Source organism: Burkholderia sp. Bp9012, from assembly GCF_003853825.1.
Classification (GTDB): Bacteria; Pseudomonadota; Gammaproteobacteria; order Burkholderiales; family Burkholderiaceae; genus Burkholderia; species Burkholderia diffusa.
In genome coordinates this window covers 1-26,973 of the sequence record NZ_QTQA01000007.1, presented here as the reverse complement: position 1 = coordinate 26,973, position 26,973 = coordinate 1, and the positions used below count along the sequence as shown (strand labels likewise).

The 26,973-nt window shown below is 65.0% G+C and carries 17 protein-coding genes and 2 pseudogenes; 12 read left to right on the top strand and 7 right to left on the bottom strand.

Annotated features, from left to right (window positions below):
- Positions 1-84 precede the first annotated feature (84 nt).
- From DIE11_RS11285 to DIE11_RS11275, 3 genes are read right to left on the bottom strand one after another with little or no spacing between them, the layout of a single operon-like run.
- The gene (locus tag DIE11_RS11285; RefSeq protein WP_124623641.1) at positions 85-1,425 is read right to left on the bottom strand and encodes an oligosaccharide repeat unit polymerase; all 1,341 of its coding nucleotides are present in this window, start codon (positions 1,423-1,425) and stop codon (positions 85-87) included.
- Positions 1,422-3,695, bottom strand: a complete 2,274-nt coding sequence (locus DIE11_RS11280) for a polysaccharide biosynthesis tyrosine autokinase (RefSeq protein WP_124623638.1) — start codon at positions 3,693-3,695, stop codon at positions 1,422-1,424. The genes DIE11_RS11285 and DIE11_RS11280 overlap by 4 nt, the downstream gene beginning before the upstream one ends.
- A gap of 58 nt (positions 3,696-3,753) precedes the next feature.
- The gene (locus DIE11_RS11275) at positions 3,754-4,980 is read right to left on the bottom strand and encodes a polysaccharide biosynthesis/export family protein (RefSeq protein ID WP_124623635.1); all 1,227 of its coding nucleotides are present in this window, start codon (positions 4,978-4,980) and stop codon (positions 3,754-3,756) included.
- A 127-nt stretch (positions 4,981-5,107) separates the two neighbouring features.
- Here DIE11_RS11275 and DIE11_RS11270 point away from each other — a divergent pair, with 127 nt between their 5' ends.
- Positions 5,108-5,527 (top strand): hypothetical protein, encoded by a 420-nt coding sequence (locus tag DIE11_RS11270; RefSeq protein WP_124623633.1) that lies wholly within the window; start codon positions 5,108-5,110, stop codon positions 5,525-5,527.
- Positions 5,528-5,688: 161 nt separating this feature from the next.
- Here DIE11_RS11270 and DIE11_RS11265 read toward each other — a convergent pair whose 3' ends face one another.
- Positions 5,689-7,545 (bottom strand): serine aminopeptidase domain-containing protein, encoded by a 1,857-nt coding sequence (locus DIE11_RS11265; RefSeq protein ID WP_124623630.1) that lies wholly within the window; start codon positions 7,543-7,545, stop codon positions 5,689-5,691.
- Between the two features lie 579 nt (positions 7,546-8,124).
- On the opposite strand from DIE11_RS11265, the gene DIE11_RS11260 reads away from it, so the two are divergent.
- Together DIE11_RS11260 and DIE11_RS11255 are read left to right on the top strand one after the other, a co-directional pair.
- Complete coding sequence (locus tag DIE11_RS11260) at positions 8,125-9,384, top strand: oligosaccharide flippase family protein (RefSeq protein WP_059599254.1); 1,260 nt, start codon at positions 8,125-8,127, stop codon at positions 9,382-9,384.
- Between the two features lie 501 nt (positions 9,385-9,885).
- Positions 9,886-12,087, top strand: a complete 2,202-nt coding sequence (locus tag DIE11_RS11255) for a glycoside hydrolase family 3 C-terminal domain-containing protein (protein WP_124623627.1) — start codon at positions 9,886-9,888, stop codon at positions 12,085-12,087.
- Positions 12,088-12,312: 225 nt separating this feature from the next.
- On the opposite strand, the pseudogene DIE11_RS11250 reads toward DIE11_RS11255, so the two are convergent.
- Positions 12,313-12,639, bottom strand: a pseudogene (locus DIE11_RS11250) (DUF4865 family protein); the annotation flags it as partial.
- A 201-nt stretch (positions 12,640-12,840) separates the two neighbouring features.
- Between DIE11_RS11250 and DIE11_RS11245 the strand changes: the two are divergent.
- Entirely contained in the window at positions 12,841-13,428 is a 588-nt protein-coding gene (locus DIE11_RS11245) for a YigZ family protein (protein ID WP_124623624.1), read from the top strand.
- A gap of 93 nt (positions 13,429-13,521) precedes the next feature.
- Here the strand turns inward: DIE11_RS11245 and ppk2 are convergent, their stop codons facing one another.
- Positions 13,522-14,472, bottom strand: a complete 951-nt coding sequence (gene ppk2, locus DIE11_RS11240) for a polyphosphate kinase 2 (RefSeq protein WP_059599253.1) — start codon at positions 14,470-14,472, stop codon at positions 13,522-13,524.
- Positions 14,473-14,712: 240 nt separating this feature from the next.
- Here ppk2 and DIE11_RS11235 point away from each other — a divergent pair.
- A pseudogene (locus DIE11_RS11235) lies at positions 14,713-15,048 on the top strand (hypothetical protein); the annotation flags it as partial.
- Positions 15,049-15,122: 74 nt separating this feature from the next.
- Here the strand turns inward: DIE11_RS11235 and ggt are convergent.
- Positions 15,123-16,844: a gamma-glutamyltransferase gene (ggt, locus tag DIE11_RS11230; protein ID WP_124623621.1), complete on the bottom strand. Its 1,722-nt coding sequence runs from the start codon at positions 16,842-16,844 to the stop codon at positions 15,123-15,125.
- 398 nt (positions 16,845-17,242) lie between these two features.
- On the opposite strand from ggt, the gene DIE11_RS11225 reads away from it, so the two are divergent.
- From DIE11_RS11225 to DIE11_RS11195, 7 genes are all read left to right on the top strand, one after another.
- A complete protein-coding gene (locus DIE11_RS11225) occupies positions 17,243-17,767 on the top strand; it encodes a metal-dependent hydrolase (RefSeq protein WP_059599250.1) in 525 nt (174 codons plus the stop codon).
- Between the two features lie 438 nt (positions 17,768-18,205).
- Positions 18,206-20,326: a type VI secretion system Vgr family protein gene (locus DIE11_RS11220; RefSeq protein WP_124623618.1), complete on the top strand. Its 2,121-nt coding sequence runs from the start codon at positions 18,206-18,208 to the stop codon at positions 20,324-20,326.
- Positions 20,326-21,252, top strand: a complete 927-nt coding sequence (locus DIE11_RS11215; protein ID WP_124623615.1) for a hypothetical protein — start codon at positions 20,326-20,328, stop codon at positions 21,250-21,252. Before DIE11_RS11220 ends, DIE11_RS11215 begins: the two co-directional genes overlap by 1 nt.
- Before the next feature lie 12 nt (positions 21,253-21,264).
- Positions 21,265-24,069, top strand: a complete 2,805-nt coding sequence (locus tag DIE11_RS11210) for a toxin VasX (RefSeq protein ID WP_124623612.1) — start codon at positions 21,265-21,267, stop codon at positions 24,067-24,069.
- Positions 24,066-25,037 carry a DUF6708 domain-containing protein gene (locus DIE11_RS11205; RefSeq protein ID WP_124623609.1) on the top strand — a complete coding sequence of 324 codons (972 nt, stop codon included), beginning with the start codon at positions 24,066-24,068 and terminating at the stop codon, positions 25,035-25,037. Before DIE11_RS11210 ends, DIE11_RS11205 begins: the two co-directional genes overlap by 4 nt.
- A gap of 8 nt (positions 25,038-25,045) precedes the next feature.
- Entirely contained in the window at positions 25,046-26,017 is a 972-nt protein-coding gene (locus DIE11_RS11200) for a DUF6708 domain-containing protein (RefSeq protein WP_124623606.1), read from the top strand.
- A gap of 320 nt (positions 26,018-26,337) precedes the next feature.
- Positions 26,338-26,937 carry a DUF6708 domain-containing protein gene (locus tag DIE11_RS11195; protein WP_124623603.1) on the top strand — a complete coding sequence of 200 codons (600 nt, stop codon included), beginning with the start codon at positions 26,338-26,340 and terminating at the stop codon, positions 26,935-26,937.
- The last annotated feature ends 36 nt before the right edge of the window (positions 26,938-26,973 follow it).

The window sequence follows — 26,973 nt, the reverse complement described above, 5'->3', positions numbered from 1 at the left end:
AAGTGGTGGCTCCGGGAAATATTGGTTTTGGGACCCGGCAATCTACAAAGTGGTCGCATGCCCCGTACCGCACGACCCTCGCTGTTATCGCGACAACACTGGATCGATGTCCGCGGCGCGATTCTCGCGTGCCCGAACCTTGGCGAACCAGTGGAATACGGCGATCAGCAGTACGACCGGAACGAAATTCCGTCCGCTGAACAGGTTCGGGGTCCGCATGATTTCCATGACCGACACGAACAGTACCGCGTGTGCGCAGCACCAGAACCCGTTCCCGCTCCGCCAGCCCGCATAACTTCGACCGACCACCCACCCGAGCACGAGTGCGTCGAGCAAGCCGAACCAGCCCCACTCGTAGAAGTGGACGAAAATCCCCGACGGATTATTGAACTCCGGATCGGCGTAGCCGTTCAGGAACAGGTTGATGCTGTCTCCCGAGTCGAGCCACGGCTGCAACGTCGCGCCGATGACGGGGAAGCGCAGCAACCAATCGAACGTGAACATCGGGTGGCCCTGGTCCCAGCCCAGCACACTCAGTATTCCCGCGCCGTTGTTCAACGACGTCGAGTAATACAGGCCGAGCCGTTCGAGCGCGAAATCGAACAGGTTGTCGTAGATGTTGACGTAATAGGCTTCCCACGACCGGTTGTACTCGTTCGCGATGAACAGCCCGAACAGCAGCGGGATCGCCGCATACGGGCCGAACGTCAACAACCGCGAATACCTGCCGCCGAGCCGGAATCGCACGACCATGAGCGCAAGCGGCATCACCATTTCGATCAGCGCAAGCCGCTCGGCGAAGATGAAGCTGCGCAGCAGCGTCAGCACCGCGAGCACGGCAAAGTAGATCTTGTAGCGATTCAGCCCCTTTACCGGTTTCCTGAACACATAGAAATACAGGACAACGTACGGTGCGGTCGCCTGCGTGAACGTGCTGAGGCCCGTGATGCGCCCTTTCAGATCAAGCATGTCATATGCATTCGCTTCACCCCGGACGAACGCGACCAGCAGTGCAGGATGCGTGACGATACCGCTCAGCAGCAAGGCATAGCCGAACAGCGCAAGAGCGAACACGAAATCGAGCACGCGAGGCGACAGTTCGACGGCGGCAGGCGGCGGCCCTCGCCGCGTGCGCGCTTCGGTCGTCGCGAGCCATGCCGCTGCCATCACCACCATCAGGAACAGCGCGCCGACGAACGTGTAGTAGCCGTCGAAGTAGATCCGCGCGATCGACTTCTGATCTCCCAGCAAGCTGAGCGACAGCAATCCGTACAACGGCAGGATGAACATCAGCACGAGGCGCGCCGGATCTTCCCACCAATAGCCCGTATAGCCGCCCGCGGCATCGCGCACGCGCGCCATCCTGCGCATCGTCGCGGGGCGCTGTCGCGGCCCACCCCCTGCGCCGCCCGCTCGCCGGTTCATGACACCCGTTCCACCCGTTGCCGCGGCGCGATCACCCCCGCGTACCCGGACGCGGCCTGATGCGTGTTCGTATCCGTATAACCGTAGTCGTACGGTCCCGGCGCGCCTTTGTAATCGTTCAGGACCACACCGCGCACGGCGATATGCGCGTGTTCGAGCCGTCGCGCGCTTTCGTCGAGCTCGGCGAGCGTAGTCACGCCGCTGCGCGCGACGAGGAACACGGTTCCCGCGAGGCGGCCCAGCACCAGCGCATCGGCCACCGGCAGCAACGGCGGTCCGTCGATCACGACCATGTCGTAGCGCGATGCGAGCTGCTCGATCAGTTCGGCGAGCGCGGGCTGCAGCAGCAGTTCGCCCGGATCGGGCACGACGCTGCCCATCGCGATGAAATCGAGACCCGGCACGACGCCGCGCTTGATCGCCTCGTCGAGACTGTGGGTGCCTGCCACCACGTCGGACAGGCCCGGTGCGCGGCTGTAGCGGAACCGCTCGTGCAGCGATCCCTTGCGCAGGTCGGCATCGATCAGCAGGACGCGTCGCTTCGCCGCGCCGACGAGCGACGCGATATTCGCGGCGACGAACGACTTGCCGACACCCGTCATCGGCCCGGAGATCAGCACGACGGGATTCGACGCGTCCGGCATCGACAGTTGCAGCGCCGCGCGGAAATTGCGCAGGCTTTCGAGCGCCGCGTCCTGCACGGCAACCGGCGGAACCGGCGCGCGCGCGCCGCGCCGTCCGGCCTTCGGGCGCAACTCCGCTTGCGCCGCGACCGGGCTGTGCGGCACGGTCGCGAACACGGGCAGCCCCGTCGTCCATTCGATTTCCTCGGCATCGCCGATCGTGCCGACGATCCGCTGCCGGACGACCACGATCGCCGCGCCTGCCAGCAGGCCCACCAGCAGCAGGGCGATCACGGCGACGCCGCGATGCGGGCCGATCGGCTGCTCGGCGACCTTCGCCGTATCGACGATCCGCACGGTGCCGGTCTTGCTGGCCCGCGCGAGGATCATCTGCTGGCGCGTATTGAGCAGGTTCGTGTACAGCGCGGTGTCGACGGCCACATCGCGCTGCAGCTGCAGCACGCCCTGTTCGACGGCAGGCAATTGCTGAATCTGCTTGCGCGTCGTGTCGAGCGAACGCTGCGCGTCGGAGAGCTGGGCATCGACGGCCACCACGGCCGGATGCTTCGGCATGAAGCGCGTCAGCAATTCCTCGCGCCGCTGCTGCAGCGTCTGCACGCGCGTCTCGATGTCGACCGACTGCTGGCGCAACGCCAGCGCCTCGTCGCTCGTATTGACCGTCCCGTGCGAGGCCCGGAATGCGTTGAAGCGGCTTTCGGCCTTTTCGAGCTGCGCCTTGAGCTGCGGCAACTGGGCGTCCATGAAGCGGATCAGCTTGTCGGCCGCCTCGGACTTGCGCTGCGTGTTCTGCGCGAGGTACGCGTCGCCGATCGCGTTCAGCACACGGCTGTCGTGCACGGGATCGGTGCCGTCGAGCGTCACGCCGACCATGTTCGACTGCTTGCCGCGCTCCGAGATCAACGCGTTCTTCTGCAGCCAGGCCGTCGCCTCCTCGTCGCTGTAGCGCGTCAGGTCGAAGCGTGCGCCGGGCTTGCCGGCCACGCCGCGAACGAAGATGTCGAGTGGCCCCTGCGCCGTCTCGACATGCAGCGGCTGACCGATGCGCCCCTGCCATGCCGGGCCGGTTCGGCCGAACCAGCCGGTCCGTTGCAGCGTGTAGGCGCCGTCGTCACCGACGGTCAGTGCGAACCGCTTGCCGAGCAGGCGCTTGGGCACGTCGAAGGTCGGCACGTCGATGCGCTCGGCGCCGTACACGTAGCCGCCCGGCAACGGCGACGACACCCCGTCGGCCGCGTTCACGAACCGCCAGCCGATCAGCGGCAGATAATGCGGCCGTGCGTCGACGGCCAGATTGGTGCTGTCGATCGCGCGATCGAGCACCGCGCGGGATTTCAGCACTTCGATCTCGGTCGACGCGTCCGTCTTCAGGTCGAACACCGACGACGGATCGCCGGTCGGCGACGTCGATTTCGAGTCGGTCGGGCTTTGCTCGACCTGGAACAGGATGTCGGTCCGGTAGACGGGGGCCGCACACAGCGCATACACGGCGCCGATGAACGCGCCCGCAAGCGCGGTACAGAGGATCAGGCGCCGGCCGCCGTAGAGCATGCCCCAGTAGCGGCGCACCGGATAGGACGGCCGCAGGGCGGGCCCGCTGTGCGGGTCGGGCAGGGTCGAAGAAGTCATACGGCATCAGTCCCGTAGGCGCGACGCGCGGTCGCGATGACGAAATGGGTCACGAGTGTCACGGCGAAATCGCCTTGGCCGTCAGCGCTCCCTGCGCGGACGACGGAATCAGCAGGTTGACGACGCGGCTCCAGCGCACCAGCGGCGACGCATCGACGAACACGACGTCGCGACGCTCGAGCGGAAACTGGTCGGCCAGCGCGAACGACGCGGGCGAACTGCCGTCGAGGTGGTACACCCGCGGACGGTTGTCCGGGCCGCGACGCACGACGAACACCTGGCGCGCGTCCGACGTGTACTGGCTCGCGCCGCCCGTGTCGCCGAGTGCTTCGCCGAGGCTCATCCGGCCGTCGGTCAGCGTCAGCGTCGCGGGCCGCGACACCTCGCCGAGCACGAACACCTTCGCGTCGCTCGCCGCGCGCACGCGCACGAGATCGCCGTCGCGCAGCAGGATGTTCGACGGGTTGACGCCCGCGGCGATCAGCGCCGGCAGGCTCACGTTCACGGTCCTGTCGCCGCGCGTGACCGAGACCTGCGAACGGTCGGCCGTCGGGGTGAAGCCGCCCGCGCGGTCGATCGCCTCGGGCAGCGTCATCGGCATGTCGTTGACGATCTGCAGGCCCGGCGTGCGCACCTCGCCATCGAGATAGACACGCTTGCTGCGATAGGTCTGCACGCGCAGCGCGATCTGCGGCTTGCGCACGTATTCGCCGAGCCGCTTCGTCAGCAGCGCGCGCGCCTGCGCCTCGGTCAACCCTGCCACGTGCACGAGGCCCGCATACGCGAACTGCACGTTGCCGTTGGCGTCGACCGTGTAGCCGGTCGCAACCGAACTGGCACCCACACCGTCGCCGCCGCCCGTCGTCTGCGTCGTCGGCAGGTTCAATTCGGGGTGGTCCCACACGACGATGCCGAGCACGTCGCCGGGGCCGATCGCGTACGGCTTCGGCTTGCCGAACAGCTGACGGATTTCCGCGTCGACATTGGCATGCTGCCCGGCATGCTGTTGCGCGACGAATGCCGGCGTGATTTCGATCAGCTCCTCGCTCGACACGTTCTGCACGCCGTCGAGGCCGCCCGAGCCCGACGCATCGGCGCTCACGCGCGCATTCGCGTCACGGTCGGCAGGCGCCCGATACGTCATGCCCGGCGACAGCACACATGCGCTCAACGCGCACGCGGCCGCCACGATCGCCATGCGCGACAGCCACGGTGCGCGACGGGTGCCGGCCACGCGTGGCCGCGGCGTCCCTGGCGTCGATTCGGGTTGCGTAGTGATTGACATCGTGCCCTTCCAAAACTGTGTGGTAACCCGCCGAACGCGGCGAGTTCCGGCATTACGCTTGCCGGCGCGGCTCGCATCGCGGTGCCGCGCCTCCCTCTTCACCGCACGTCATTCCGTACGATTCGTCATGAACTGCTCTTCGTCGCTTTCGTCACTCGTCTGCATCGTCTCGGCCGGCATTGCGTGCGCCGTCAATGCGCAGACGTTGCCCGCCGTCCCGGCCGACGTGCCGGTGTTCGCATCGTCGGCGGTGCTTCCGCCGGCACCGCTGCAACGTTCCGCGCAAACCGCCGCGACAAGCGACGCCGCCGATCCCGCTGCAACCGCCTCCGGGGCCGCGACGCCCGCCTTCGGGCGTCCCGCCGCCAGCGCCACCGTCCAGCCCGACACGCGCGCCCGTGGCATGCTGCGCCGGCCGCTCGTGCCCGGGCGGCCGCATCGCCCGCAAGTGGTCAGCGCACCCGCCGATGACGTATGGCGCAGCGACAGGTTGTACGAGTCGCCCTACGCAAAGTCGCCCTATGAGCAACCGGGCGATCCGGACTGACGCATCCCGGCCGGTCATGCCGCGGCGTGACCGGCGATGACCGATACGGGATTGGACACCACGGCGAAAGGCGCGTCTGTGAGGGACCCCACCGAACGCCGATCTTCATAGGTAACGGGGATCGCACCCCGAAGCGCCCGATGCGTGCGACGCAGCACGCATCACGACCGGCCGACCGACACGCTCGCGTACGATCGCGCGGCCGCGTCGGGTGCGGCCGGATCGGCGACGCGCGCAACCGGCCGGGCCGAGTCGCGGCCCAGCGCCTGCATGCACAGGTCGATCACGATGTCCGTGCCCACCGCGCCGTACACCGCATGGTCGACCTGCGGCTCGAGGTGCAGACGCACGTGACGCGAGCGCCGGAACGCGCACTCGATTGCGCCGAAGTGCCGCCGGACATCGTCGATGCCGGGATCGAGCGCGCCGTACACCAGCGTCGTCCATACGTTGCGCTGCGCAAGCGCGTGCATCACGCCGCGCGGCGTGCCGATGCCCGGCTTCCAGCCGACGCGCGCGGCGAGTTCCTTCGCCGGCACGCTGACCCGCGCGATCGCATTCGCGGCCACTGCCCGCACGATCGGCCGAAGGTCGCGCCGTTCCCGCAGAAGACGCTTCCACTTCTGCCAGTCGCGCACCGACAGCCAGTAGCCGCGCACCGAGTTGTTCCGCTGCTTCTGCACCGACTCGAGCGAGAGCCCGGCCGGCCAGACGAAGCGGGCAAGATTGATCGCGATCACGCCGCCGAGCGACGGCGTCTTCACGGCCGCATGCAATGCGGCATAGGCGCCGGAACAAATGCCGGCCGCGGCGACCTCCGGGTGACCGAGGGCGCGCAGCCAGTCCGCTGCAGCGGCAACGTCGTCGCTCGACTGCGCCGAATACACGACGCCCGACTGATCGTCCAGCGCAGCGGGCCCGCTATCGCCGACGCCATGCACATCGATCCGCAGCGTCGTCACGCCGGCGCGTGCCAGCGTGCGCGCGAGGCGCACGCTGAAGCGCCCTTCGCCGCTGCGCGGATTCGTCGACGTGTTCGCGATCACGACAGCCGGCCCCACCGGATTCGCCGGCCGCGTGTCGGCGGGACGGCACAGCACGCCGACCAGCCGGTCCGGACCGACCGCGACGACCTGCTCGGTCATGTCGTGCAAGTCGAGCGCGACGGCCGATTCGCCATTCCACGTCGGATCCGCTCGCGACGGGGTCTCGACGCCAGTCGGCCTACCCGGCGCGCGTTCGGCGATCCAGTTCGCGAGCGTGTCGATCGCCGCGAGCGGCAAGCGCGAGCGCGTGCCGTCCTGCATCGTCGTCGGCCATTCGCGGAACGGATCGCTCGCCACGTCCACGCCGCGCTCGAGCAACGCTTCACGCAATGCCGGCCCGTCGCCCTGCTCGGGCTGGATCAGCAACATCGCGCCGGGCAACGTCGGCGCGTCGCGCACGACGTCGCACAGATCGACCGCCTTCAGCGCCTCGACGAAATCGGCAGGAAAGCGATGCCCGAGCACGTTCATGCACGGTTCGTCGCGATGCGCGACGCGAATTGCGGGCGACGTGGTATCGAGCCACTGGCGATGCACGAACGACAGCTCGCGCAGGTAGGCGCGGCCGCGCACCACCGGTGCCAGCGCCACCACCGCGTCGACGTGCGGCGCCGGGCGCGGGCCGACACCCGCGGCGGCCAGCATCGCGAACAGCGCGCCTGCGCGGATCCCGACCAGCGTCAGCGCGGTGACGCCAGCCTGATCGCGCAGCAGGTCGATCGCATCGTGAATGCTGGCGATGCTCGCGGCATGCCGACCGGCGTCGCGATCGTCGCCCGCCGAGTCGCCGGTGCACGGATAGCTGAATCGCAATACCGTGACGCCCTCGCGGGCCAGCCGCTCAGCGATCGCCCGCATGAGCTTGTGCGTCCACGAAGCCTCGTGACCCAGCGATTCGCACAGGATCACCCCTTGTTTCGTCTGTCCTTCGTGCAGCCACCCCACGCAGCTGCCGAACGTTATCGGCTTCAATCGGTACTCCTCGGATCGGTATTTGTTATCGGACGCGGACGCGCGTTCCGGCGGCTCAACCGGAATCGGCCACTCCACGATCATGTGACTGCGCTACCAGGCACGGCCTTCTGGCAACGGACCTTCGCCGCGCCCCTGCGCGACTTGTTCGACCTTCGCGATGCGTTGTCCTGGTCCCGCTGCCGGGGACGGCAGGTTGCCGGCCTGAGTCGTCGTCAAGCCTTTCCGCCACGAACCAAAACAGTCGTTCGATTAGAGCACTCGGCCCGAGCGTTCTTCGGTGCGCCAGCTTACAAATGCATTCATCACTGCAGCGATACAACGAGGCCCGCGCTGTCGAGATTCGCGCCGCCCATGCGTACCGAATCCTCGAAAGGTAGGCTCGCGAACACAGTCGTCCCGCTCGGCCCGTATCATGACCGCCATACGATGTGGCCGTGTCCGGCATCGCCGGACGAAGCCGGCGCCAGCCGGAACGGGCCGCGAACCCACGCAGCCGGGTCAGCGCCGACCGGCCGCGCGAGCGCATGGCGGCCCACACGCCGCCGCCCAGCGACACCCACGGCGCCGACCAAGCGAATGTCAAACCTCAAGAAGAATTTCCTGCTGCTGCTGACGCTGCAGATTTCGATGTATGCGGTGCCGCTGCTGATCGCACCGTTGCTCACGCATGCGCTCGGCCCGGAAGGCTACGGGCAGCTCGCGTTTTCGCTGGCGGTCATCGCGTACCTCACCAACTGCACGAGCTACAGCTTCGACCTGACCGCCACGCCGCGCATCGCGCTCGCCCGCGACGACCGTGCAGAACGCTCCCGCATCTTCTGGGCGACGCTGTATGCGCAGATCGGCATCGCGGTGATCTGTTTCATCGCGCTGGTCGGGCTGATCGTCCTCGTCGGCCGCTTCGGCGAGGACCGCGACCTGCTGCTGATCGGCTTCGGGATGGTGGCCGGCGTGGCGTTCACGCCGGGCTGGTATTTCCAGGGCATGGAGAAGTTGCGCGCGCTGAGCGTGATCCTGTTCATCGGCCGCATCCTGAGCCTGCCCGCGATGTTCGCGCTCGTGCACAGCCCGGCCGACATCGACCGCGCGATGATCGTCAACGCCGCCGTCCCGACGCTGTCCGCGCTCGTGCTGGCCGTCTATCTGTATGCCCAGCGCGAAATCGACTTCGTTCGCGTCGGTTTCGCCGACATCGCCGAATCGCTGAAAGGCGGCTGGCAGGTGTTCCTCGCATCGACGTCGATCGCGTTCTATGCGTCGACCAACACCGTGCTGCTCGGCTTCGTGTCGGGCAACGTCGCGGCCGGCTATTTCGCCGCCGGCGACAAGCTGATCCGCGCTGCGCTCAGCATGCTCCAGCCGCTGAAGGCTGCCACCTATCCGCGCATCAGCTATCTGATGCGGCATGCGCGAAACGACGCGTTTTCCTTCCTGCGCAAGCTGTTCGTCGTGCAGGTCGCGATGGTGCTCGGTATCTCGCTCGCGATCTTCTTCGGCGCGCCGCTCGCCGTGCGCATCCTGTACGGGCCTTCGTACGAACCGACGGTCCTGGTTCTGCGGTGGATGGCCTTCATTCCATTCATGGCCGGGATGACCGACCTCTTCGGTGTGCAGACGATGCTGCCGCTCGGGATGAAGTCCGAATTCACGCGAGTGCTCATGTCATCGGGCATTCTGAACATCGTACTCGTGCCGGTGCTCGCGAAGTACTTCGCCGAAGTGGGCGCCGCCGCCGCCGTGCTGACGGCCGAGGCTGCCGTCGCCGCGGCGCTTGCAACCGTCGTCTATCGCGCCGGCATACCGATGCCCGGCAGTCCCGTCGCGCGGCGCGGCTAGCGCACCGTTCGTGCCACCCCGATTCCCCCCGAGGCGGCCGGAATCCGACGGCATTCCGTTCGATGCGCGCGCAACGAACCGCATCGCGCGGGCACGCACCTCCGCACCCACCTCCCCGCCAGACCCTCGCGCGCAGGTACTTCTTACTCCGCCGCACACGCCGGATCGGGAACGATGACCGTCTTTTCCCCACGCCAAGCAATCGCATCGAAAAAAGATCATACGTATCGGTAGAAACACCGATGCTGTAGTCAAACTACATTCGTACGATTGGTCGCTGCAGAGAATCGCTACATCCGATTCGGCAGTGTCGGACGGTCCGCGTCGCCGTCCGCGTTGTTCGATCGGGCCCAACCGGCCGTAACGATTCCCCGCCTGGCCTGGCATGCCGACGCGCAACCACCCTGCATCGCCAGCCGAATGCGTCCGGTGCGAATCCACCGGGCGTGCGCAGCTCCAGACATCATCCGAACAACGAGCAATACGATCATGGAGAGCAACATGCGGGACACACTCTGGCCGGCCGCCGTGCTGGCAGCGACCCTCTGCACCAGCGCCTATGCAGGCAACGCCGATTTCAATTCACAGGGCGACGCGGCCGACGCGTTCGCGTCTTCCGCCGTGCAGCGGCGCGCCGACCTCCTCGTGCGCAAGATGACGCTCGACGAGAAACTGCAGTTCATCCATTCGCAATACGAAATGTCGAAGGTGCCGAGCGGCGGCGCCGGCTACATCCAGGGTGTGCCCCGACTCGGCATTCCCGATCTCAACATGGTCGACTCGGCGACCGGCTCCGGCAGCACGTCGCTCGCGAGCACGACCTTCCCCGCGACGATCGCCGTCGCCGCGAGCTGGGATCGCCGCCTGTCGTACGACTACGGCAAGCAGGTCGCGATTCAGTTGCGCGCGCAAGGGTTCGGCATGGGTCTCGGCGGCGGCACCAACCTCGCGCGCGAGCCGCGCGGCGGCCGGCTGTTCGAGTATCTCGGCGAGGATCCGCTGCTCGCCGGCGACCTGCTCGCGGAGCGCACGCTCGCGACGCAGCGGCAGAAGGTCATCGCGACCATCAAGCACTATGCCGGCAACGAACAGGAGCACGGCCGGATGGGCGGCAACACGCAGATCGACGAGCGCACGCTGCGCGAACTCTACCTGCTGCCGTTCGAGATCGCCGCGAAACGCGGGCAGCCCGGCAGCGTGATGTGCAGCTACAACCGCCTGAACGGCACGTACGCCTGCGAAAACAATCACCTGCTGAACGACGTGCTGAAGAACGAATGGGGCTTCCAGGGCCAGGTGCAATCCGACTGGGGCGCGACGCACAGCACGGCGGCCGCGATCAACGCCGGGCTCGACGAGGAAGAAGACGTCGGCCCGTCGGTCTACCTGACGCCAGCCGCCGTCAAGCAGGCAATCTCGAACGGCTCCGTGTCGACCGCGCGCCTCGACGACATGGTGCGCCGCAAGCTGGCCGTGATGATTCGCGTCGGTGTGATGGACGATCCGGCCAAGGGCGGCGGCGCGATCGATTTCGCGGCCGCGAACCGGTTCTCACAGGGGGTCGCCGAGCAGTCTATCGTACTGCTGAAGAACGACGGCAACCAGTTGCCGCTGGCGGCCGCGGCGTTGTCGCGCATCGCCGTGATCGGCGGCCATGCCGACGCGGCCGTGCTGTCGGGCGGCGGCTCGGGCAACACGCGCGATCCGGTGACGGGTTCGTTCGCGGGCTGCGGCGGGCTGACGTTCGGGTCGTCGACGGGTTGCAGCTGGTGGCGCAATCCGTGGCTCAAGGTCGACGTGCCGATCGTCGCGGCGATCCGCGCGCTCGCGCCGGCGGCACAGGTCACGTTCGCGGGCAACAGCGACCAGCAGTCGCCGTTCCGCGCGTACACGCAGCAGGAAATCGACCAGGCCGCGGCGCTCGCGGGCCGCTCGGATGTCGCGATCGTCGTGGTCGCGCAGCCGGCCGGCGAGGACTTCGGCGATCTGCAAAGCCTGAGCCTCGCGAACCCGTCGAACCAGGATGCGCTCGTCGAAGCCGTCGCGCGTGCGAATCCGCACACGATCGTCGTCGTCCAGAGCGGCAATCCGGTGCTGATGCCGTGGAAGGACAACGTGTCGGCGATCGTCGAGGCGTGGTATCCCGGCGAGGGCGGCGGCAAGGCCATCGCGAACGTGCTGTTCGGCGCGGTCAATCCGTCCGGCAAGCTGCCCGTCACGTTCCCGGCGCGCGACCAGGATTCGCCGACGTGGGGGCAAAACGGCGCGTTCGAGAACGATCCCGTCTACGCGGAGAAGCTGAACATGGGCTACCGCTGGTACGACGCGCGCAACATCAAGCCGATGTTCGAATTCGGCTATGGGCTGTCGTACACGCACTTCGCGTATTCGGGCCTGTCGGTGTCGCGGCAACGCGACGGTTCGTTGAGCGTCGCGTTTACCGTGCGCAATGACGGCCGCGTCGCCGGCGCGGAAACGCCGCAGGTCTATCTCGGCGTGCCGTACAAGGACGAACCGCCGAAGCGGCTGGTCGGCTGGGAAAAGATCCGGCTGAATCCGGGTGAGGCGCGGCACGTACGCGTGACCGTGTCGCCGCGGATGCAGAGCGTGTGGGACACGTCGCGCAACGGATGGAAGGTCGTGCCGGGCGGGACGGTGTATGTGGGCGCATCGTCGCGCGATATCCGGCTGCAGGGGAGCTGAGCCGCGGAAGTGATCGGAAGCGCCGCGCTCGTCAGTTGCGGCGCTTCCGCTTTCCGTACGCCGGGCACTCGCGCGCCCGACTGCTGCTTCCGCTATCGAAGCACCAGCGCCAGCAGCGTCGCGAGCGCGACGATCGACGCCACCACGTCCGCCAGATGCGCGGCAACCGCATCGGCACTCGCTCCGTTCGGGCGTCTCCAGCAACGGCCGCGGGAGATGCAGCACCTGATACACGGTGCCTGCGCCGCCGTCCTCCGGCTCGTGCTCCGACACGTGCGCCCGCGTCACCTTCCAGTGCGCCGGCTCGATGCTGACGGCGGCCGCCAAGACCCCCGGCTGAGCCGCCGCTTCGCGATTGCACGCAATCTCCCGTGCAAATGTCGCTTCGAGATCGGCATCCGCAGCGATGTCGACGGTCTCGAGTCGAACGAAGCCCGCCGTCGATGCACGCCCCTTGCGCGCGTCGAGCGCAACCTGGACCTCGATCGACGGCCGCTCGAAGCTGTCCGTCACGACCTGGAAGCCATCGTCCGTGCCGAATCCCGCTCCCATTTCGGTGCGCGTCGCGAGAGGTTTCACCGCCGTCGCGCCCGCTCGCGGTATCCTTCGTCTGACGCCGCCGTGTAGCCGTCCCGTTCATCGGCCAGCCACGCGCATGCCGAACCATGCACCGCGTTCACCTCGGCCGCGACAGAAAGCGCCCGCAATGCGGGCAAGCCATTGCATGCCCCGTGCATGCCGACGACGATCAACGTGACTTACACCTTATCCGCTTCCCGCACAACCGAACTCGAAATCCGCAAGAGCCGCTTCATCGCATTCGCGATCCCCGTCGAGGACCGCGAAGCCGCAATGCAGGCGTTGCAGCGCCTGCGCGACGAGCACCCGACGGCCACCCACGTGTGCTGGGCGCTGCTTGCCGGCGGCCAGTCCGGCATGTCCGACGACGGCGAGCCGTCGGGCACCGCCGGCAGGCCGATCCTCGAAGTGCTGCGTCATCACGATCTCGACGGCGTGCTCGGCGCAGTCGTCCGCTACTACGGCGGCGTGAAGCTCGGTGCGGGCGGCCTGGTGCGCGCCTATACGGATGCGATCGCCTCGGCGCTGCTCGATGCCGAGCGCGTCGAACGCATTCGCCACGCGCGGTTCGCGATCGAAATCGGCTACCCGGACGAGGCACGCGTGCGCCGCTGGATCGAGCAGGCGGGTTACGAGCTGGTGGACAGCGCGTACGGGATGACGGTGAGGCTCGTGATCAAGCTGCCGGAAACGGCCGAGGCGGCGGCCAAGGCCGAGCTGTTCGATTTGACGCAGGGACGCTCAGGCTTCCCCGACCTGTGAAATTCCGGCAACCGAGCCGCATTCCCGATCCGGTATGACACGCGCCGCATTGCACGGCGCGCCTCCGTGGTCGATCCAGCCGGCCCGAACCGCTCAATAGACGTCAGGGACGATCATGCTGTCCGGCGTCGGACGGCGAATGTAGTCCTCATGGTGCTCGCGCTGCGGCAGATCGATCGTCGGCCGCGGCACCTCGTGATACGGCACCTGGGTCAGCAGGTGGTGGATGCAGTTCAACCGCGCGCGCTTCTTGTCGACCGCCTGCACGACCCACCACGGCGCCTCGGGAATATGCGTGCGCAGCATCATCTCTTCCTTCGCGGCCGTATACGCTTCCCAGCGACGGCGGCTCTCGAGGTCCATCGGGCTTAGCTTCCACTGCTTCAGCGGATCCTCGATCCGGCTCTGGAAGCGCAGCTCCTGCTCGTGGTCGGTGATCGAGAACCAGTACTTGACGATCTGGATCCCGCTACGCACGAGCATTTTCTCGAACTCGGGCACCGAGCGGAAAAACTCCTCGTATTCATCGTCGGTGCAGAAATTCATCACGCGCTCGACACCCGCGCGGTTGTACCAGCTGCGGTCGAACAGCACGATTTCGCCGCCGGCCGGCAGATGCGCGACATAGCGCTGGAAATACCATTGCGTGCGTTCGCGGTTGCTCGGTGCCGGGAGCGCCGCCACGCGGCACACGCGCGGGTTCAGGCGCTGCGTGATGCGCTTGATCGCGCCGCCCTTACCTGCCGCGTCGCGCCCCTCGAAAATCACGACGAGCCGGTGCCCCGTGCTCACGACCCAGTCCTGCAGCTTCACGAGTTCGCCCTGCAGCCGGAACAGCTCGCGGAAATACTGCTTGCGCGCTTCCCGGCGCTCCGCCGAGAACAGCAGATCCTCGTCGTTGTCGAAGCGGCGGTCGTCGAGCTCCATTTCGAGTTCTTCGTCGTACGCGTCGACGAGGTCTTCCTCGAAACGGCGCCGGCGCGAATCGAGCGATGCCGTATCGGTGAAGTTGTCGGTCTCGGTGCGGGAATCGTTATCGTCCATGCGGCCTCCTTCCTTCAATTGACGCAGCCAAACTCCACCATTATCCCAGTGTCTCGCGTCAAATTGATGAAAAAGGGGCCGATCCGCCCCTCAGAAGCGGAATCCGGGCAGCACGCTGGTCAGCACCGGGTTCGCGGTAATGTTGAAGGTATTGGACGCCAGCGTCCGATTCGGCGGCCCGAATGTCAAGCGTGGTCTTCGTGTGCAACGGGATAAGCCGAGCACGTGACCGAGCGGCATCGCAACCGGCTGCGCGAAGTCGAGGAGCAATTCAGCACCGATCACCGCGAGGCGCTGTCCGCGCTCGAATCAGTCGGCATGCGCATGCGTGCGCTGCAGCAATCGCTGCAGGCGGCGCGGCTCGCAGACGACGCGTCGATGAAAGCGCACCGGGTCGGTGACCGCCCGACGTATGAAACGCTGAACCTGCGGCGCGACATCTCGGGCATCCGGCAGAAGCTGTTCGACCGCCATCTCGATGGGCCCAAGCTGCAGTTGACGCTGAAAAGCGTGCCCGGCACGCTCGACGAGCCGTCGCCGATCGCGGTGGACAGCTTCCTCGAAAGCAACGCGGCGAACGACCGGGGCCGAGCGTCAGGCGACACGCAGCGGCACGACCGCCGCGGCGGTCGCGCATCCGGCCGCCTTCGTCAGTGAATGATCCGCGTGACCCCGCGTCCGCGCGGATCGGCCATCGCCTCCGGCGTCTTGCCGTCGATCTTGATCACCTGGATGTCGCCGCTGAAGTCCTGCCCCTTCAGCGTGTAGCCGCGAGCCTCGATCTGCTTCGCGAGTTCGCCTTCGATCGGGTGGTACGGCTCCCAGAAGATCGTGTTCGGCGGCAGCAGCTGATGGTGAAAACGCATCGCGCCGACGGCTTCCTTCAACGGCATCTTGAAGTCGTAGATGTTGTTGATCACCTGGAAGATCGACGTGAAGATCCGCGAGCCGCCCGGCGTGCCGATCACGAGCGACACCTTGCCATTCTTCGTCATGATCGTCGGCGACATCGACGACAGCGGGCGCTTCTTCGGCTCGATTGCATTCGCATCGCTGCCGACCACGCCGAACATGTTCGCGACGCCCGGCTTCGCGGAGAAGTCGTCCATCTCGTCGTTCAGCACGATGCCGGTGCCGTCGGCGATCACGCCCGAGCCGAAATAGCCGTTGATCGTGTACGTGTTCGACACCGCGTTGCCCCATTTGTCGACGACCGAGAAGTGCGTCGTTTCAGCCTTCTCCGGCATCGTCGTACCGAGGCCCGGCTGCACGCTCTTCGTATCCGACGGCTCCTTCGGGTTGACTTCGCCCGCCCGCTTCGCAATGTATGCGTCGTCGGTCAGCTGTGAGATCGGCACCTTGTAGAAGTCGGGATCTCCGAGATACTGCGCGCGATCGGCGAACACGCGCTTCTCGATTTCCGCGACGAGGTGGATGTACTGCGGCGAGTTGAGCTTCACGCCCTCGAAGTCCTGCTTGAGGTCCGCCTTCATCTTCAGCAGCTGCACGAGGCCGATGCCGCCCGAGCTCGGCGGCGGCGCGGTAATCACGTCATAGCCGTTCCACTTCGCCTGCACCGGCTGGCGCCACACCGCACGGTATTGCGCGAGATCTTCGGTGGTGATCAGCCCGTTGCCGTCGCCGGTCTTCATCGATGCGGCGATCAGCTCGGCCGTCTTCCCCTTGTAGAAACCTTCCGCGCCGTCGTTCGCGATGCGCGTCAGCACGTCGGCGAGATCCGGCTGCTTGAAGTTCACGCCGGCCTTCAGCCCGGAGAAATATTTGTCGAAGTTGGTCTTGCCGCCGAACTCCTTCGATGCGTCGACACCGCGCTGCGCGAGCTGTTCGTCGACGACGAAGCCGTCGCGCGCATAGTGGATCGCCGGCGCGAGCACCTGCTTCCACTTCAGCTTGCCGAAGCGCTTCTGCGCTTCCCACATGCCCGCAACCGTGCCCGGCACGCCGACCGCGCGCGGGCCATACAGGCTCATGCCCTTGACGACGTTACCGTCCTTGTCGAGATACATGTCCTTCGTCGCGGCGAGTGGGGCACGCTCGCGGTAGTCGATGAAGTATGGCTTGCCGTCCTTGTAGATCGTCATGAAGCCGCCGCCGCCGATGTTGCCGGCTTCCGGATACGTGACGGCGAGCGTGAACGCGATCGCGACGGCCGCGTCGATCGCGTTGCCGCCTTCCTTGAAGATCCGCTCCGCGGCGTCCGCGCTGTACTTGTCGGCCACGGCGACCGCCGCGCTCGTCAGGACCGCCGGCTGCGGGCCCTTCGCATAGGCCGGCGCGTTCGGCAGGAAACCGATGCCGGCCACCGTCGCAAGCACGACAGCGGATGATTTGAAGCGATTCAGCATAGTCATTGCATGTCTCCCATGTGGATCTCCTTCAGGCAGGAAAGGCACCTGTTCCGCTCACGACCGCCGGCATGCCGACGGCCATCTCCGGTTTCGTAGTATAGGGGGACAAAAAGGGTCGAACACATGACGTGCAACGAAAGCGCATGCGTTGTGCGCGCGTGGTCACGTCGAGGTGTCAAAACAGGCCGGTGGATCGGTCGAAATTGCACACGATACGCAGCATCACGCAGCGCACAAAACCGAAAGTTGCGAACTGCGCGGCACGCCGCGCAGCCCGTGCAAAAAAATCTTCAAACGTCGCTCCCACTGCAACGGACGATCTGCGAAGATAGCGCCCCGCTTTCGCGCCGCATCATTTTTTTCTTGCACGCGCTGCTTCACGTTTCTTCGTCTCGCTTCCTATGGCATCACACAATGCGCATCATGCGTCCGGCTTCGCGGCCGGCGTCGCCGCCGCCGTCCTCGTCGCACAAACCGGCGCCACGGGCCCGTGGCACTTGGGCATGTTCGCCGCGTTCGCGGCAGGCGTCGCGGGCGGCACCGCGCCCGACTGGCTCGAAGTCGCCTGGTGGACCCGCAAGCGCCGCTTGTGGATCACGCACCGCACCGTCACGCATTGGGGCATCGGCTGGATCGCGCTGCTCGCACTCGGGTGGCACGGGCTCATCCATCATCCGCATCCGCTGTGGGCCGCGCCGCTGTTCGGCTTCGCGTGCGGCGGCGTGATGCACCTGCTCGCCGACTGGCCGAATCCGCTCGGCGTGCCGTGGATCTGGCGGCGCCATTCACTGAACCTGTGGAACAGCGGGCATTGCGACCTGATCGTCGTGGCCGCCGCATGGGGCGGCACGCTGTGGCTCGCGCAGTCGCTGTGGACGCGTGCACCGCTGCTCGAACACTGGCTTGGCTGGTTGCATCGCGTTTAGTTGCAATTTGGCGAAATTCGATGCGCTATCGGCATGCCCACGCGCATGCAACTTTCCGTTCGCTTAAATATCGGGTCAACTCACACGTCGGCTAAGCACACCGCTTCACCACGCCTGCGTGCTCATGCTGGCGTGCCGTCGGCAACTCGCCGATACGCGCGCAAGCTCCTTGAGGCCCATTAGCCATCGCCGCCTTTTTGCATCGAAATGAGGCGAGCCTTATACGGCACCCATTTTCGGATCCGTCTCATAGACGCGTGGCGCCTCCACGGCCCACCATTCCCACCGGTAACGTGCCCCATGGGCATCCATATCACAGCACCACATCGACCGGCATCGCGCACGATGGATTGATCCATCCCGCTGTGACGCCGCCAGAAACTTGAGGCATGCACGAAGTGCGTCGCTTCAGTTCAGATAAGGAATGGACACCTGACGATGGCCGCGCAATCCAATGTGCGTTTTACGTTGAAGGTCGGCGATGTCCCGCTTGATGTCGTCGAGTTCGACCTCGACGAGGGTCTGTCCGAAGGGTATCGGTTACGGCTGACACTCGTCAGCGCCGATCCGGCCGTCGACTTCGGCAAAGTGCTGGATTGCCCGGCTGCACTCACTATCTGGCAGAGCGACGCTCCTGTGCGTTATGTGCATGGCGTCGTTTCGAGTTTCGAGCAAGGTGAAACCGGCTTCCGGCGAACGTTCTACTACGCGGTGGTCGAACCGGAACTCGCCCGCCTCGAACTCGGCTCCGACTGGCGGGCCTTCCAGGCCGAAACAGTCCCCCAAATCATCGCCAGGGTGCTCAAAGAACAGCGCATCGTGCACGTCGACTTTGACGACTCGACCGAACATCTCACCCGTGAATATTGCGTACAAGCCGGCGACACCCATGCTTACTTTTTGGAGCGCATCGCACGGGAAGAAGGCTTCGTCCACGGCTTTCTGCATACCGAGAACGAACATAAGCTGATCTATTGTGACCGGCTCTGGATTTACGGAGGAATTCAAGGCGGTCCCGTCTTGTATAACCCAATGGCCGGCGGCGACCAGCCGGAACCCGCGCTGCGGCGGTTCCGATACGCAGAAAACGTCCGCACCGCCCAGCAAACCCAGCGCGACTACGTTTTTACCCACCCGCGCTACAACCAGGAACACTCGCCACGGGCATCTGACCTGGAACACCAAGGCGATCACTACGAGCGTTTCGACTACCCCGGGAGATACAAGCAAGATGCGGCTGGAACGCCGTTCACCCTGAATCGCCTGCGCGGACATCGCCGCGACGCCAAGGTGGCCACAGTGGAAGGCGATGACGCACGTCTCCAGCCAGGCTTGGCCTTCGATTTGACCGATCACCCGCGTGACGCGTGGAACCGCGGCTGGCGCGTCATTCGCATGCGCCACCGCGGCGTGCAGCACACCAGCCTGGAAGAAGACAGCGTCGGTGCGGAACAGGGCACCCACTACAGCTACACCGCCGAACTCGTGCCGGATGACGTGGAATGGCGGCCGGAGCCCTTGCCCAAGCCCCGCATCGATGGCCCGCAACCGGCGACAGTGGTCGGCCCGGAAGGCGAAGAAATTTTTTGCGATGAGTGGGCGCGGGTAAAAATTCAGTTTCCGTGGGATCGCCGCGGTACGTTTGATGATCACAGCTCCTGTTGGGTACGCGCCGTCCAGAACTGGGCCGGCGCCACGTGGGGGCACATCGCCATTCCGCGCATCGGGCAGGAAGTCCTGGTGATTTTCGTCAACGGCGATCCCGACCAGCCGATCATCATCGGGCGTACGTTCATGGCTACGCAGCTACCGCCCTACGAGCTGCCGCGCCACAAGACGCGCATGACCATCAAGAGCAAGACCCACAAGGGCGACGGCTTCAACGAGCTGCGCTTCGAGGACGAGAAGGATCAGGAAGAAATCTTCGTCCACGCGCAGAAAGACCAGAGCATTCACGTCAACCATGACGAAACTACCTTCGTCGGCCATGACCGTAGCGAAAACGTCGAACATGATGAAACCGTCGCCATTGGCCACGACCGCAAGGAAACGGTCGGCAACGACGAACAGGTGACGATCGGTCAGGACCGGCGGCATCAGATCGGCCAAGACGATTTCCTTGCCATCGAGCGTAATCACACTGTCCGTATCGGCAAAGACCGCACCGAAGCAGTCGGCAACCACCGCCACGACACGACCACCGCCAACCACTCGATCACGATTGGCGGACATCTCGAGGAAAAGGTCGCAGGCTATGCGCAATTGGCCGCCGGTCAGGCGATTCGCCGAAAAACCCGCGTCTATGAACTGGGCGCCGCCAACGTCATCGTCATCAGGGGTCCCGGTGGGACGCTGCGTATCGATGCATCCGGAATCACGATCAGCGGGATCGCGATCAAGCTCGAAGGACCGTTGCGCCTGCAAACCGGCGGGCGCGGCAATGCGCTGGGCATCGCCGGCGCCCCTAACACCGGCCTGCCCATGGATCGTGCCTGCGCGATGCGCGCAGACGGTGCCTGCCCGCGCAAACCCTGCCCCTGCGGTAAAGGAGCAGCTTGATGGAACCGCACACCGTCGACGCAGGCTGGCCACGCCAGGTCGTGCGCGCCATCGTCGAACCGGCCTGGTCGGCTTTGCAATCCGGTCCACGACCATGGCTCTTGCTCAGCGGCGCGCATAGCGAAGCGTTGGAGGAAGAAGTTATCGCGACCATCCATGGCTTCGACTACCGCTGGGTATGGCGCGATACGCCGCTGGAGTACGCGCTTCCCGGCTATCGCCACGGTCCATTACTGGTCCCACTGGATGCGGCGCTGCTGGCCCATGCCGTCGCGATCTGGATACCCCGGCAAGCTGGCGTGATTCTGCTTGGACCGAATGATGAAAACGTGTTGGTCAGCCACGTGCAGGGGCTGCATCAGTTTATCGCTGCGGACGGATGGCCCGTCGCATTCGGCCTGCACATCACACGCGCGCTCGAAGAATGCTGCGAGGCACTGCCCGAAGACCAGCGCGCCCAACTGTTCGGTCCGATTGAAGCTTGCATCTGGCACGACGGTGAAACGCAAACCAACACTTGGCTGCGTGCCGATGCGCCTGATCGCAAGGCGCCACCGTTGTCGATCGATCATCACCTCGCATTGACGCCAGGCGACGAAGCCGCGTTGAACCTGGCTGGACGTGCGTGGTTCATGCGCGAGTTTGCTCATACGCTCACGCGACGCTTCCCCGCCTACGCTCCTGCCGACGCGCAGCTTGTCTTGCGTCGGTCGTTGGCGACGTTCGCCGATGAAGCGCATCAGTTCGGCTTCCGGCTGGAATGCGATATCCGCTACTACATGGAACTGCGGCTGCGCTATCCGCGCGAGCCTTTCGTCGAGGACAAAACCGTGCATGCGCTGCTGAACCGGCGCGAAGACCACGGCATGTCAAGACTGTTTGCCATCACGGCGCGTCTGACCCAGATTGCGTCCCTCACCTTCTAAGCACACGCCGCCATGACAAATCGCCTCCAGCGGGCCGTGCAACCGGACAGCCCCAACGCCAAAACCCGCGACAGCCTATCCGCACCGCCCTGCGAGCATGGCATTCCCCTCTATCCGCTGCGCTACGGCATTGCGGACCAACCATACGATGCGAAGGCCTATCCCAAGCTCAGTGTGGCCGGCTACCCTGCGCTGCAAGATGGCAAGGCCTATGGCCTGCGCGTGCTGCGCCCTGGCACCTACGTCTATCTGTTCTTTTATCAAGGTGGACGCATGATGACGACGCACTACAAGGTGACAGCCGACGTGCGTTTCGCGCCCATCAAGTGGACTGCCGCGGACTATAACGACGATGCGCCCGGCCGCGTGGCGCGTCCCGACGAGACACGCGCGACCCCTTATTTGCTGGCGCCGGACAAGGGCACCGCCGATACCGTCTACGTGATGGTCAGCGACACGCTGCTGACGCACGGCACGCTCTGGTGGATCGAAACCAACGAGGGTGGGCTGCGCGACGCCTTGGCGACGACCGTGAAACCCGGTGGCGGCCCCGAACAACGTCATGTGTTCGATGCCGTGTTGCTGGGCAACGCCACACCGGAACTCATCGCTTCCGTGTCGGGTGTGGCACTAGACTACCCGTGGAGCGAGATCAAGCTCCGAACCGACAAGCCCGACTACGCCCGTATTCTCAGCGCCATGCACATTGCGCTGGTGCCGCGCAACGACACGCCGCCGTTGGCGGTGGCATTGCAGGACCCCATCGGTATCGCCAGCGAGTTGGGGCATCTCTGCGCGTTGGAAGTGCAAAAGCGCGACAACTATCAGAAGGCCAGCAAGCACCGACTGCAAAGCGCCGCGCTGATCGACGGCTATTTCACCTATGCCGAACGGCAGGCCCAGACGCCGGACACCCAACATGCACTCCAACGTCAGCGCGAACTCGTCGACCTCAAGGGCGCACGCGCCTTCCGGCCGACCTATGAGAAAGCACTGAAAGCGTTGCAAGTCCCGGTCGACAAAACTGGCGCTGACGTCGCTGCATGGGTCAAGCTGGTAGACGCGTCCCTGCTCGTCGGCAAAGCGTTCAAGCTGTTTGACCTGTCGTGCGCCGACAATGCCCGCGACTTCGAAATCGCCGTGCTGAACTGCCTCGCCGCCGCCGTGCACACGGAGGGCGGTCGGGCCGAACTGGCGAGGATCATTGAGCAGCCGCCGGAAGTCAGCCCGCTGTGGCAGGCCCTGAGCGCGGGCGACGAACCGCTCATGAATCGCTTTGCCACGCCGCTCACCCTCGCCAGGGGCGTCTTCGACGTAGTGGACAAGATGCTCGACGAGCGGCCCGGCACCGTCGTCACGGACATGCTCGCGCGGCTCATCTATTCCTATGTCGCCACCGCCCCCGTGGAGAAGGCCGACATCCAGGTCAGGCGCTGGCGTCATCTGGCCGAACGCCGCTTCGCGTGCGTGCTCGGCTGCCGCTCGGTATCCCGCGACCAGTACCTCGCATGGAGTCTGGAGGTGCAGGGCTATGCAAGCTTCCAGGATCGCGAGACCCGTTGGAGAGTCCAGGTCGATACCGCGCCAGGCCTAAAGCCCGGCACCACGCGCGTGTCGATGGTCGAACAGGTCGACGTGTGGGAATTTGAAACGGTGGGTACCGCTCATGTCATCGGGCAGCCTAGGCCGATGGATCCGTCCGGCAATCCCTTGCTGCGCAATCTCAAGCGCTTGCGGGGGCCGGTGGGGTTCGGATTTACCTGGATTGGAGGTGGGTTGGCGATTTGGGGGATGAGGAATGCGATTACGGACCTAACGAACGAATCGAAGGCCATCGAAAACTGGGGCGGGTTCCTTGGTTCCGGTCTTGCGCTCGTCGGAGCCGCAATTGAGATCACCGCACTTCACTTCTCTAGGGGAGTTGAGAAACGAGGCAATGACGCACTGGCCCACGTCATTAAAGCCTTCGGCTTGAAGTGGGGAACCACGGTACTCGGATCGACGGCAGCCGCGGTGTTGGCGGTAACAGACGCTGCGCGCAGTGTGAAAGCCTGGAACCAGGCAAATCCAGATCAAGCCGATATGTATCTGAAATCCGCCGTGTTCGGCGGCGTATCAGCTTTTGCCGCCGCAGCGGGCGGCATGGTTAGCCTAAGCGCCCTGACCGGCGCCGCCGCTCCGCTCTGGACCCTAGGCATCACGCCCTTCGGCTGGGCACTGATTGCCATCCTGGCCGTGGGAGCTGTCGTCTTTTTCACGATTCAGGCGGACGCGGCACAACACGGTCCGGTGGAAATCCTGCTCCGCCACTCCGCCTGGGGCATTCTCACGCCCCGCTACTCGCTGGCGCAGGAGTTGGAAGCTTGGCATAGCCTGCAATACAGCCCTCAGATCAGTGCCGTGTGGGACCCGGAGCATGGTATCGCCGGCATCCTGCGGCTGCGCTTTACCGTTGCCGCCACTTACGCGATGAATGACCTGCAGACCGATCTACGGGTGCTCTTGCGCGGGCAGCCGCTAGAAAAGATCGACGCGAACAGCGCGCTGACGCGTCCGGGCGCCTTGATCAACCTCGAAAGCCATTACATCATCGGGCCGCTCACCGATGGTGTGGGCGTGGAGCGCGGCTGGCGCATCGCCATGCACAAGGATGCCCAGGTCGAGTTGAAGTATTTCTTCCGGCCCGATCCGCAAAAACTGCCAACGATCGGCGTTGAACAGCCCGGTGCGCCCGAGCCCTTGGTCTTTACCTCGTCCGGCTGGCTCTCTCCGACCATTGATCCTGCCAAACTGACCCCCGTCAGGCCTCCCAAATGAAATGCTCCCCCAACACCCTCCAGCGCCTGCCCACCAGCCTGCTCATCGGCGCCACCCGCTTGCGGCGTGGCGCACCGGATCGCCACGCCATTCCCAGCACGCCTGACCTGATACAGCAGGAACTGGGCGTACGGCGCGTGAGCGACCAATGCGTCGAGTTGGCACTTCAAGGCAACATCGTGCGGGATGTGTGGGCAAGCTTTGTCGGCAAATCGCTACTCATTGGGGTGGGAACCGCGGTCTATGCCTGGTCAATATCGACGCCCCCAATAACCGTTGATGTATGGGGCCTGCTCTTCCTTATGCCCTGTATCGCCGTTGCCGCTTCTGTCGCGCTGTACTTCTGCTTCCGAAACTTTTCAGGCCGCTTCCGGGGCAGCTTCGTGCGCCTCCATCGCGGCACGCGAAAGCTCTATGTCGTCAGCCCCTACGATGAACATTTCACGGCGCTGGACTGGCACGCCCTCCAAGCCTTCGCCGGCTACGTCCCGCTCGTCAGTACCGCCGGCTATTCCGACCGCTATCCGCTCTACTTGATCGGCATAGACACGGCGCGCACCTCGCCGCAGGAAATCTGCGCGTCCTGCGGCAATTTGGGCTGGCGCGACCAGGGCGCATCTGCCAAACAGCTTTGGGATTATCTGCAACTCTTCATGAACGAAGGCGCGGATGCACTATCCAAGCCGCCGCCGGTGCCCCCGCGCCTATCACGCAAGCAGACCTTCCTGCGCTGTTACCGCGATTGGGCCACCAAGTTCCGCACCGACCTGCCCACCGCCAAGGACTGGCTGCGCAAGCCCTGGCTCGTGCTCGGCAAGCTGATCTGGCTCGTCTGCATGGTCTTTCCTGACAGCCTCGCCGAAGTCATCGAATACAACGTGCCCTATACGCGGTTTCCGAGCGAGATCGATAAGCTCTGTGGCATGGCTGACGAAGAAGCGGCGGAACCACCGCGCGTTGAAGCATGAGGGCTGACATGCATCAAGCTACCCCGCCCCTCCGACGCCTGCCTACCAGTCTGCTCATCGGCGCCACCCGTTTGCGGCGTGGCACACCGGATCGCCACGCCATTCCCAGCACGCCTGACCTGATACAGCAGGAACTGGGCGTACGGCGCGTGAACGCCCAATGCGTCGAGTTGGCGCTTCAAGGCAACATCGTGCGGAACGTCTACGCAAGCTTTATTGGAATATCCCTACTTGTTGGAAAAGGGGGGGGTATCTCACTTTGGCTCCTAGATACGTCGACAGGTTCGCCCCCTGCGTGGGGCCAACTTCTGTTTGGATTCCTCGTCACTGTTGCGATCGCAGTCGCGATGTACTACTGCTTCCGGAATTTTGCAGGCCGTTTCCGGGGCAGCTTCGCCCGCCTCCATCGCGGCACACGAAAGCTCTATGTCGTCAGCCCCTACGATGAACATTTCACAGCGCTGGACTGGGACGCCCTCCAGGCCTTCGCCGGCTATGTCCCGCTCGCCAGTACCGCCGGCTATTCCGACCGCTATCCGCTCTACCTAATCGGCATCGACACGGAACGCACTCCACCGCAGGAAATCTGCGCGTCCTGCGGCAATTTGGGCTGGCGCGATCAGGGCACATCTGCCCGACAGCTTTGGGATTATCTGCAACTCTTCATGGACGAAGGCGCGGGTGCGCTGCCCAAGCCTCCACCCATACCGCCACGCCTATCACGCAAGCAGACCTTCCTGCGCTGTTACCGCGATTGGGCCACCAAGTTCCGCACCGACCTGCCCACCGCCAAGGACTGGCTGCGCAAGCCCTGGCTCGTGCTCGGCAAGCTGATCTGGCTCGTCTGCATGGTCTTTCCTGACAGCCTCGCCGAGGTCATCGAATACAACGTGCCCTATGCGCAGTTTCCGAGCGAGATCGATAAGCTCTGTGGCTTGGCTGACGAAGAAGCGGCGGAACCGCCGCGCGTTGAAGCATGAGGGCTGACATGCATCAAGCTACCCCGCCCCTCCGACGCCTGCCTACCAGTCTGCTCATCGGCGCCACCCGCTTGTGGCGTGGCACACCGGATCGCCATGCCATCCCCAGCACGCCTGACCTGCTACAGCAGGAACTGGGCGTACGGCGCGTGAGCGACCAATGCGTCGAGTTGGAACTCCAAGGCAACATTTCGCGGAACGTATATGCCAGTGGAATTGGCGTTGTAGCTATAGCGTGCCTCGGGATCTCCGCTTTGGGCCTCTATGTGGTAGACGCTCCGATGACTTGGGGACTTGTTACGTATCCAATTGGTATGTGCATGCTAGCTGTATTCATCGCCGGCGTTTTATATCTGCTTGCTCGCGGCTCTTCTGGCCGCTTCCGTGGCAGCTTCGTGCGCCTCCATCGCGGCACGCGAAAGCTCTATGTCGTCAGTCCCTCCGATGAACATTTCACGGCGCTGGACTGGGACGCCCTCCAGGCCTTCGCCGGCTACGTCCCGCTCGTCAGTACCGCCGGCTATTCCGACCGCTATCCGCTCTACTTGATCGGCATAGACACGGCGCGCACCTCGCCGCAGCAAATCTTCGTCTCCTGCGGCAATTTGGGCTGGCGCGACCAGGGCACATCTGCCCGACAGCTTTGGGATTATCTGCAGCTCTTCATGGACGAAGGCGCGGATGCGCTGCCCAAGCCGCCGCCCGTACCACCACGCCTGTCACGCAAGCAGACCTTCCTGCGCTGTTACCGCGATTGGGCCACCAAGTTCCGCACCGACCTGCCCACCGCCAAGGACTGGCTGCGCAAGCCCTGGCTCGTGCTCGGCAAGCTGATCTGGCTCGTCTGCATGGTCTTTCCTGACAGCCTCGCCGAGGTCATTGGAGTTGACCCTGTAATCCCGGACACAGCGTCACACTAAGGTTGCAGAATCCATTGAGCGCCGGAACTCGCGAGG

What these genes read in the sequence shown, in the direction of transcription:
- DIE11_RS11215 (WP_124623615.1), top strand. Translation starts at nt 20,326, where the DNA reads ATGGAACCGCACACCGTCGACGCAGGCTGGCCACGCCAGGTCGTGCGC.
- DIE11_RS11260 (WP_059599254.1), top strand. Translation starts at nt 8,125, where the DNA reads ATGTCAAACCTCAAGAAGAATTTCCTGCTGCTGCTGACGCTGCAGATT.
- DIE11_RS11210 (WP_124623612.1), top strand. Translation starts at nt 21,265, where the DNA reads ATGACAAATCGCCTCCAGCGGGCCGTGCAACCGGACAGCCCCAACGCC.
- DIE11_RS11255 (WP_124623627.1), top strand. Translation starts at nt 9,886, where the DNA reads ATGCGGGACACACTCTGGCCGGCCGCCGTGCTGGCAGCGACCCTCTGC.
- DIE11_RS11195 (WP_124623603.1), top strand. Translation starts at nt 26,338, where the DNA reads ATGCTAGCTGTATTCATCGCCGGCGTTTTATATCTGCTTGCTCGCGGC.
- ppk2 (WP_059599253.1), bottom strand. Translation starts at nt 14,472, where the DNA reads ATGGACGATAACGATTCCCGCACCGAGACCGACAACTTCACCGATACG.
- DIE11_RS11285 (WP_124623641.1), bottom strand. Translation starts at nt 1,425, where the DNA reads ATGAACCGGCGAGCGGGCGGCGCAGGGGGTGGGCCGCGACAGCGCCCC.
- DIE11_RS11220 (WP_124623618.1), top strand. Translation starts at nt 18,206, where the DNA reads ATGGCCGCGCAATCCAATGTGCGTTTTACGTTGAAGGTCGGCGATGTC.
- DIE11_RS11270 (WP_124623633.1), top strand. Translation starts at nt 5,108, where the DNA reads ATGAACTGCTCTTCGTCGCTTTCGTCACTCGTCTGCATCGTCTCGGCC.
- DIE11_RS11225 (WP_059599250.1), top strand. Translation starts at nt 17,243, where the DNA reads ATGGCATCACACAATGCGCATCATGCGTCCGGCTTCGCGGCCGGCGTC.
- DIE11_RS11275 (WP_124623635.1), bottom strand. Translation starts at nt 4,980, where the DNA reads ATGTCAATCACTACGCAACCCGAATCGACGCCAGGGACGCCGCGGCCA.
- DIE11_RS11205 (WP_124623609.1), top strand. Translation starts at nt 24,066, where the DNA reads ATGAAATGCTCCCCCAACACCCTCCAGCGCCTGCCCACCAGCCTGCTC.
- ggt (WP_124623621.1), bottom strand. Translation starts at nt 16,844, where the DNA reads ATGACTATGCTGAATCGCTTCAAATCATCCGCTGTCGTGCTTGCGACG.
- DIE11_RS11280 (WP_124623638.1), bottom strand. Translation starts at nt 3,695, where the DNA reads ATGACTTCTTCGACCCTGCCCGACCCGCACAGCGGGCCCGCCCTGCGG.
- DIE11_RS11200 (WP_124623606.1), top strand. Translation starts at nt 25,046, where the DNA reads ATGCATCAAGCTACCCCGCCCCTCCGACGCCTGCCTACCAGTCTGCTC.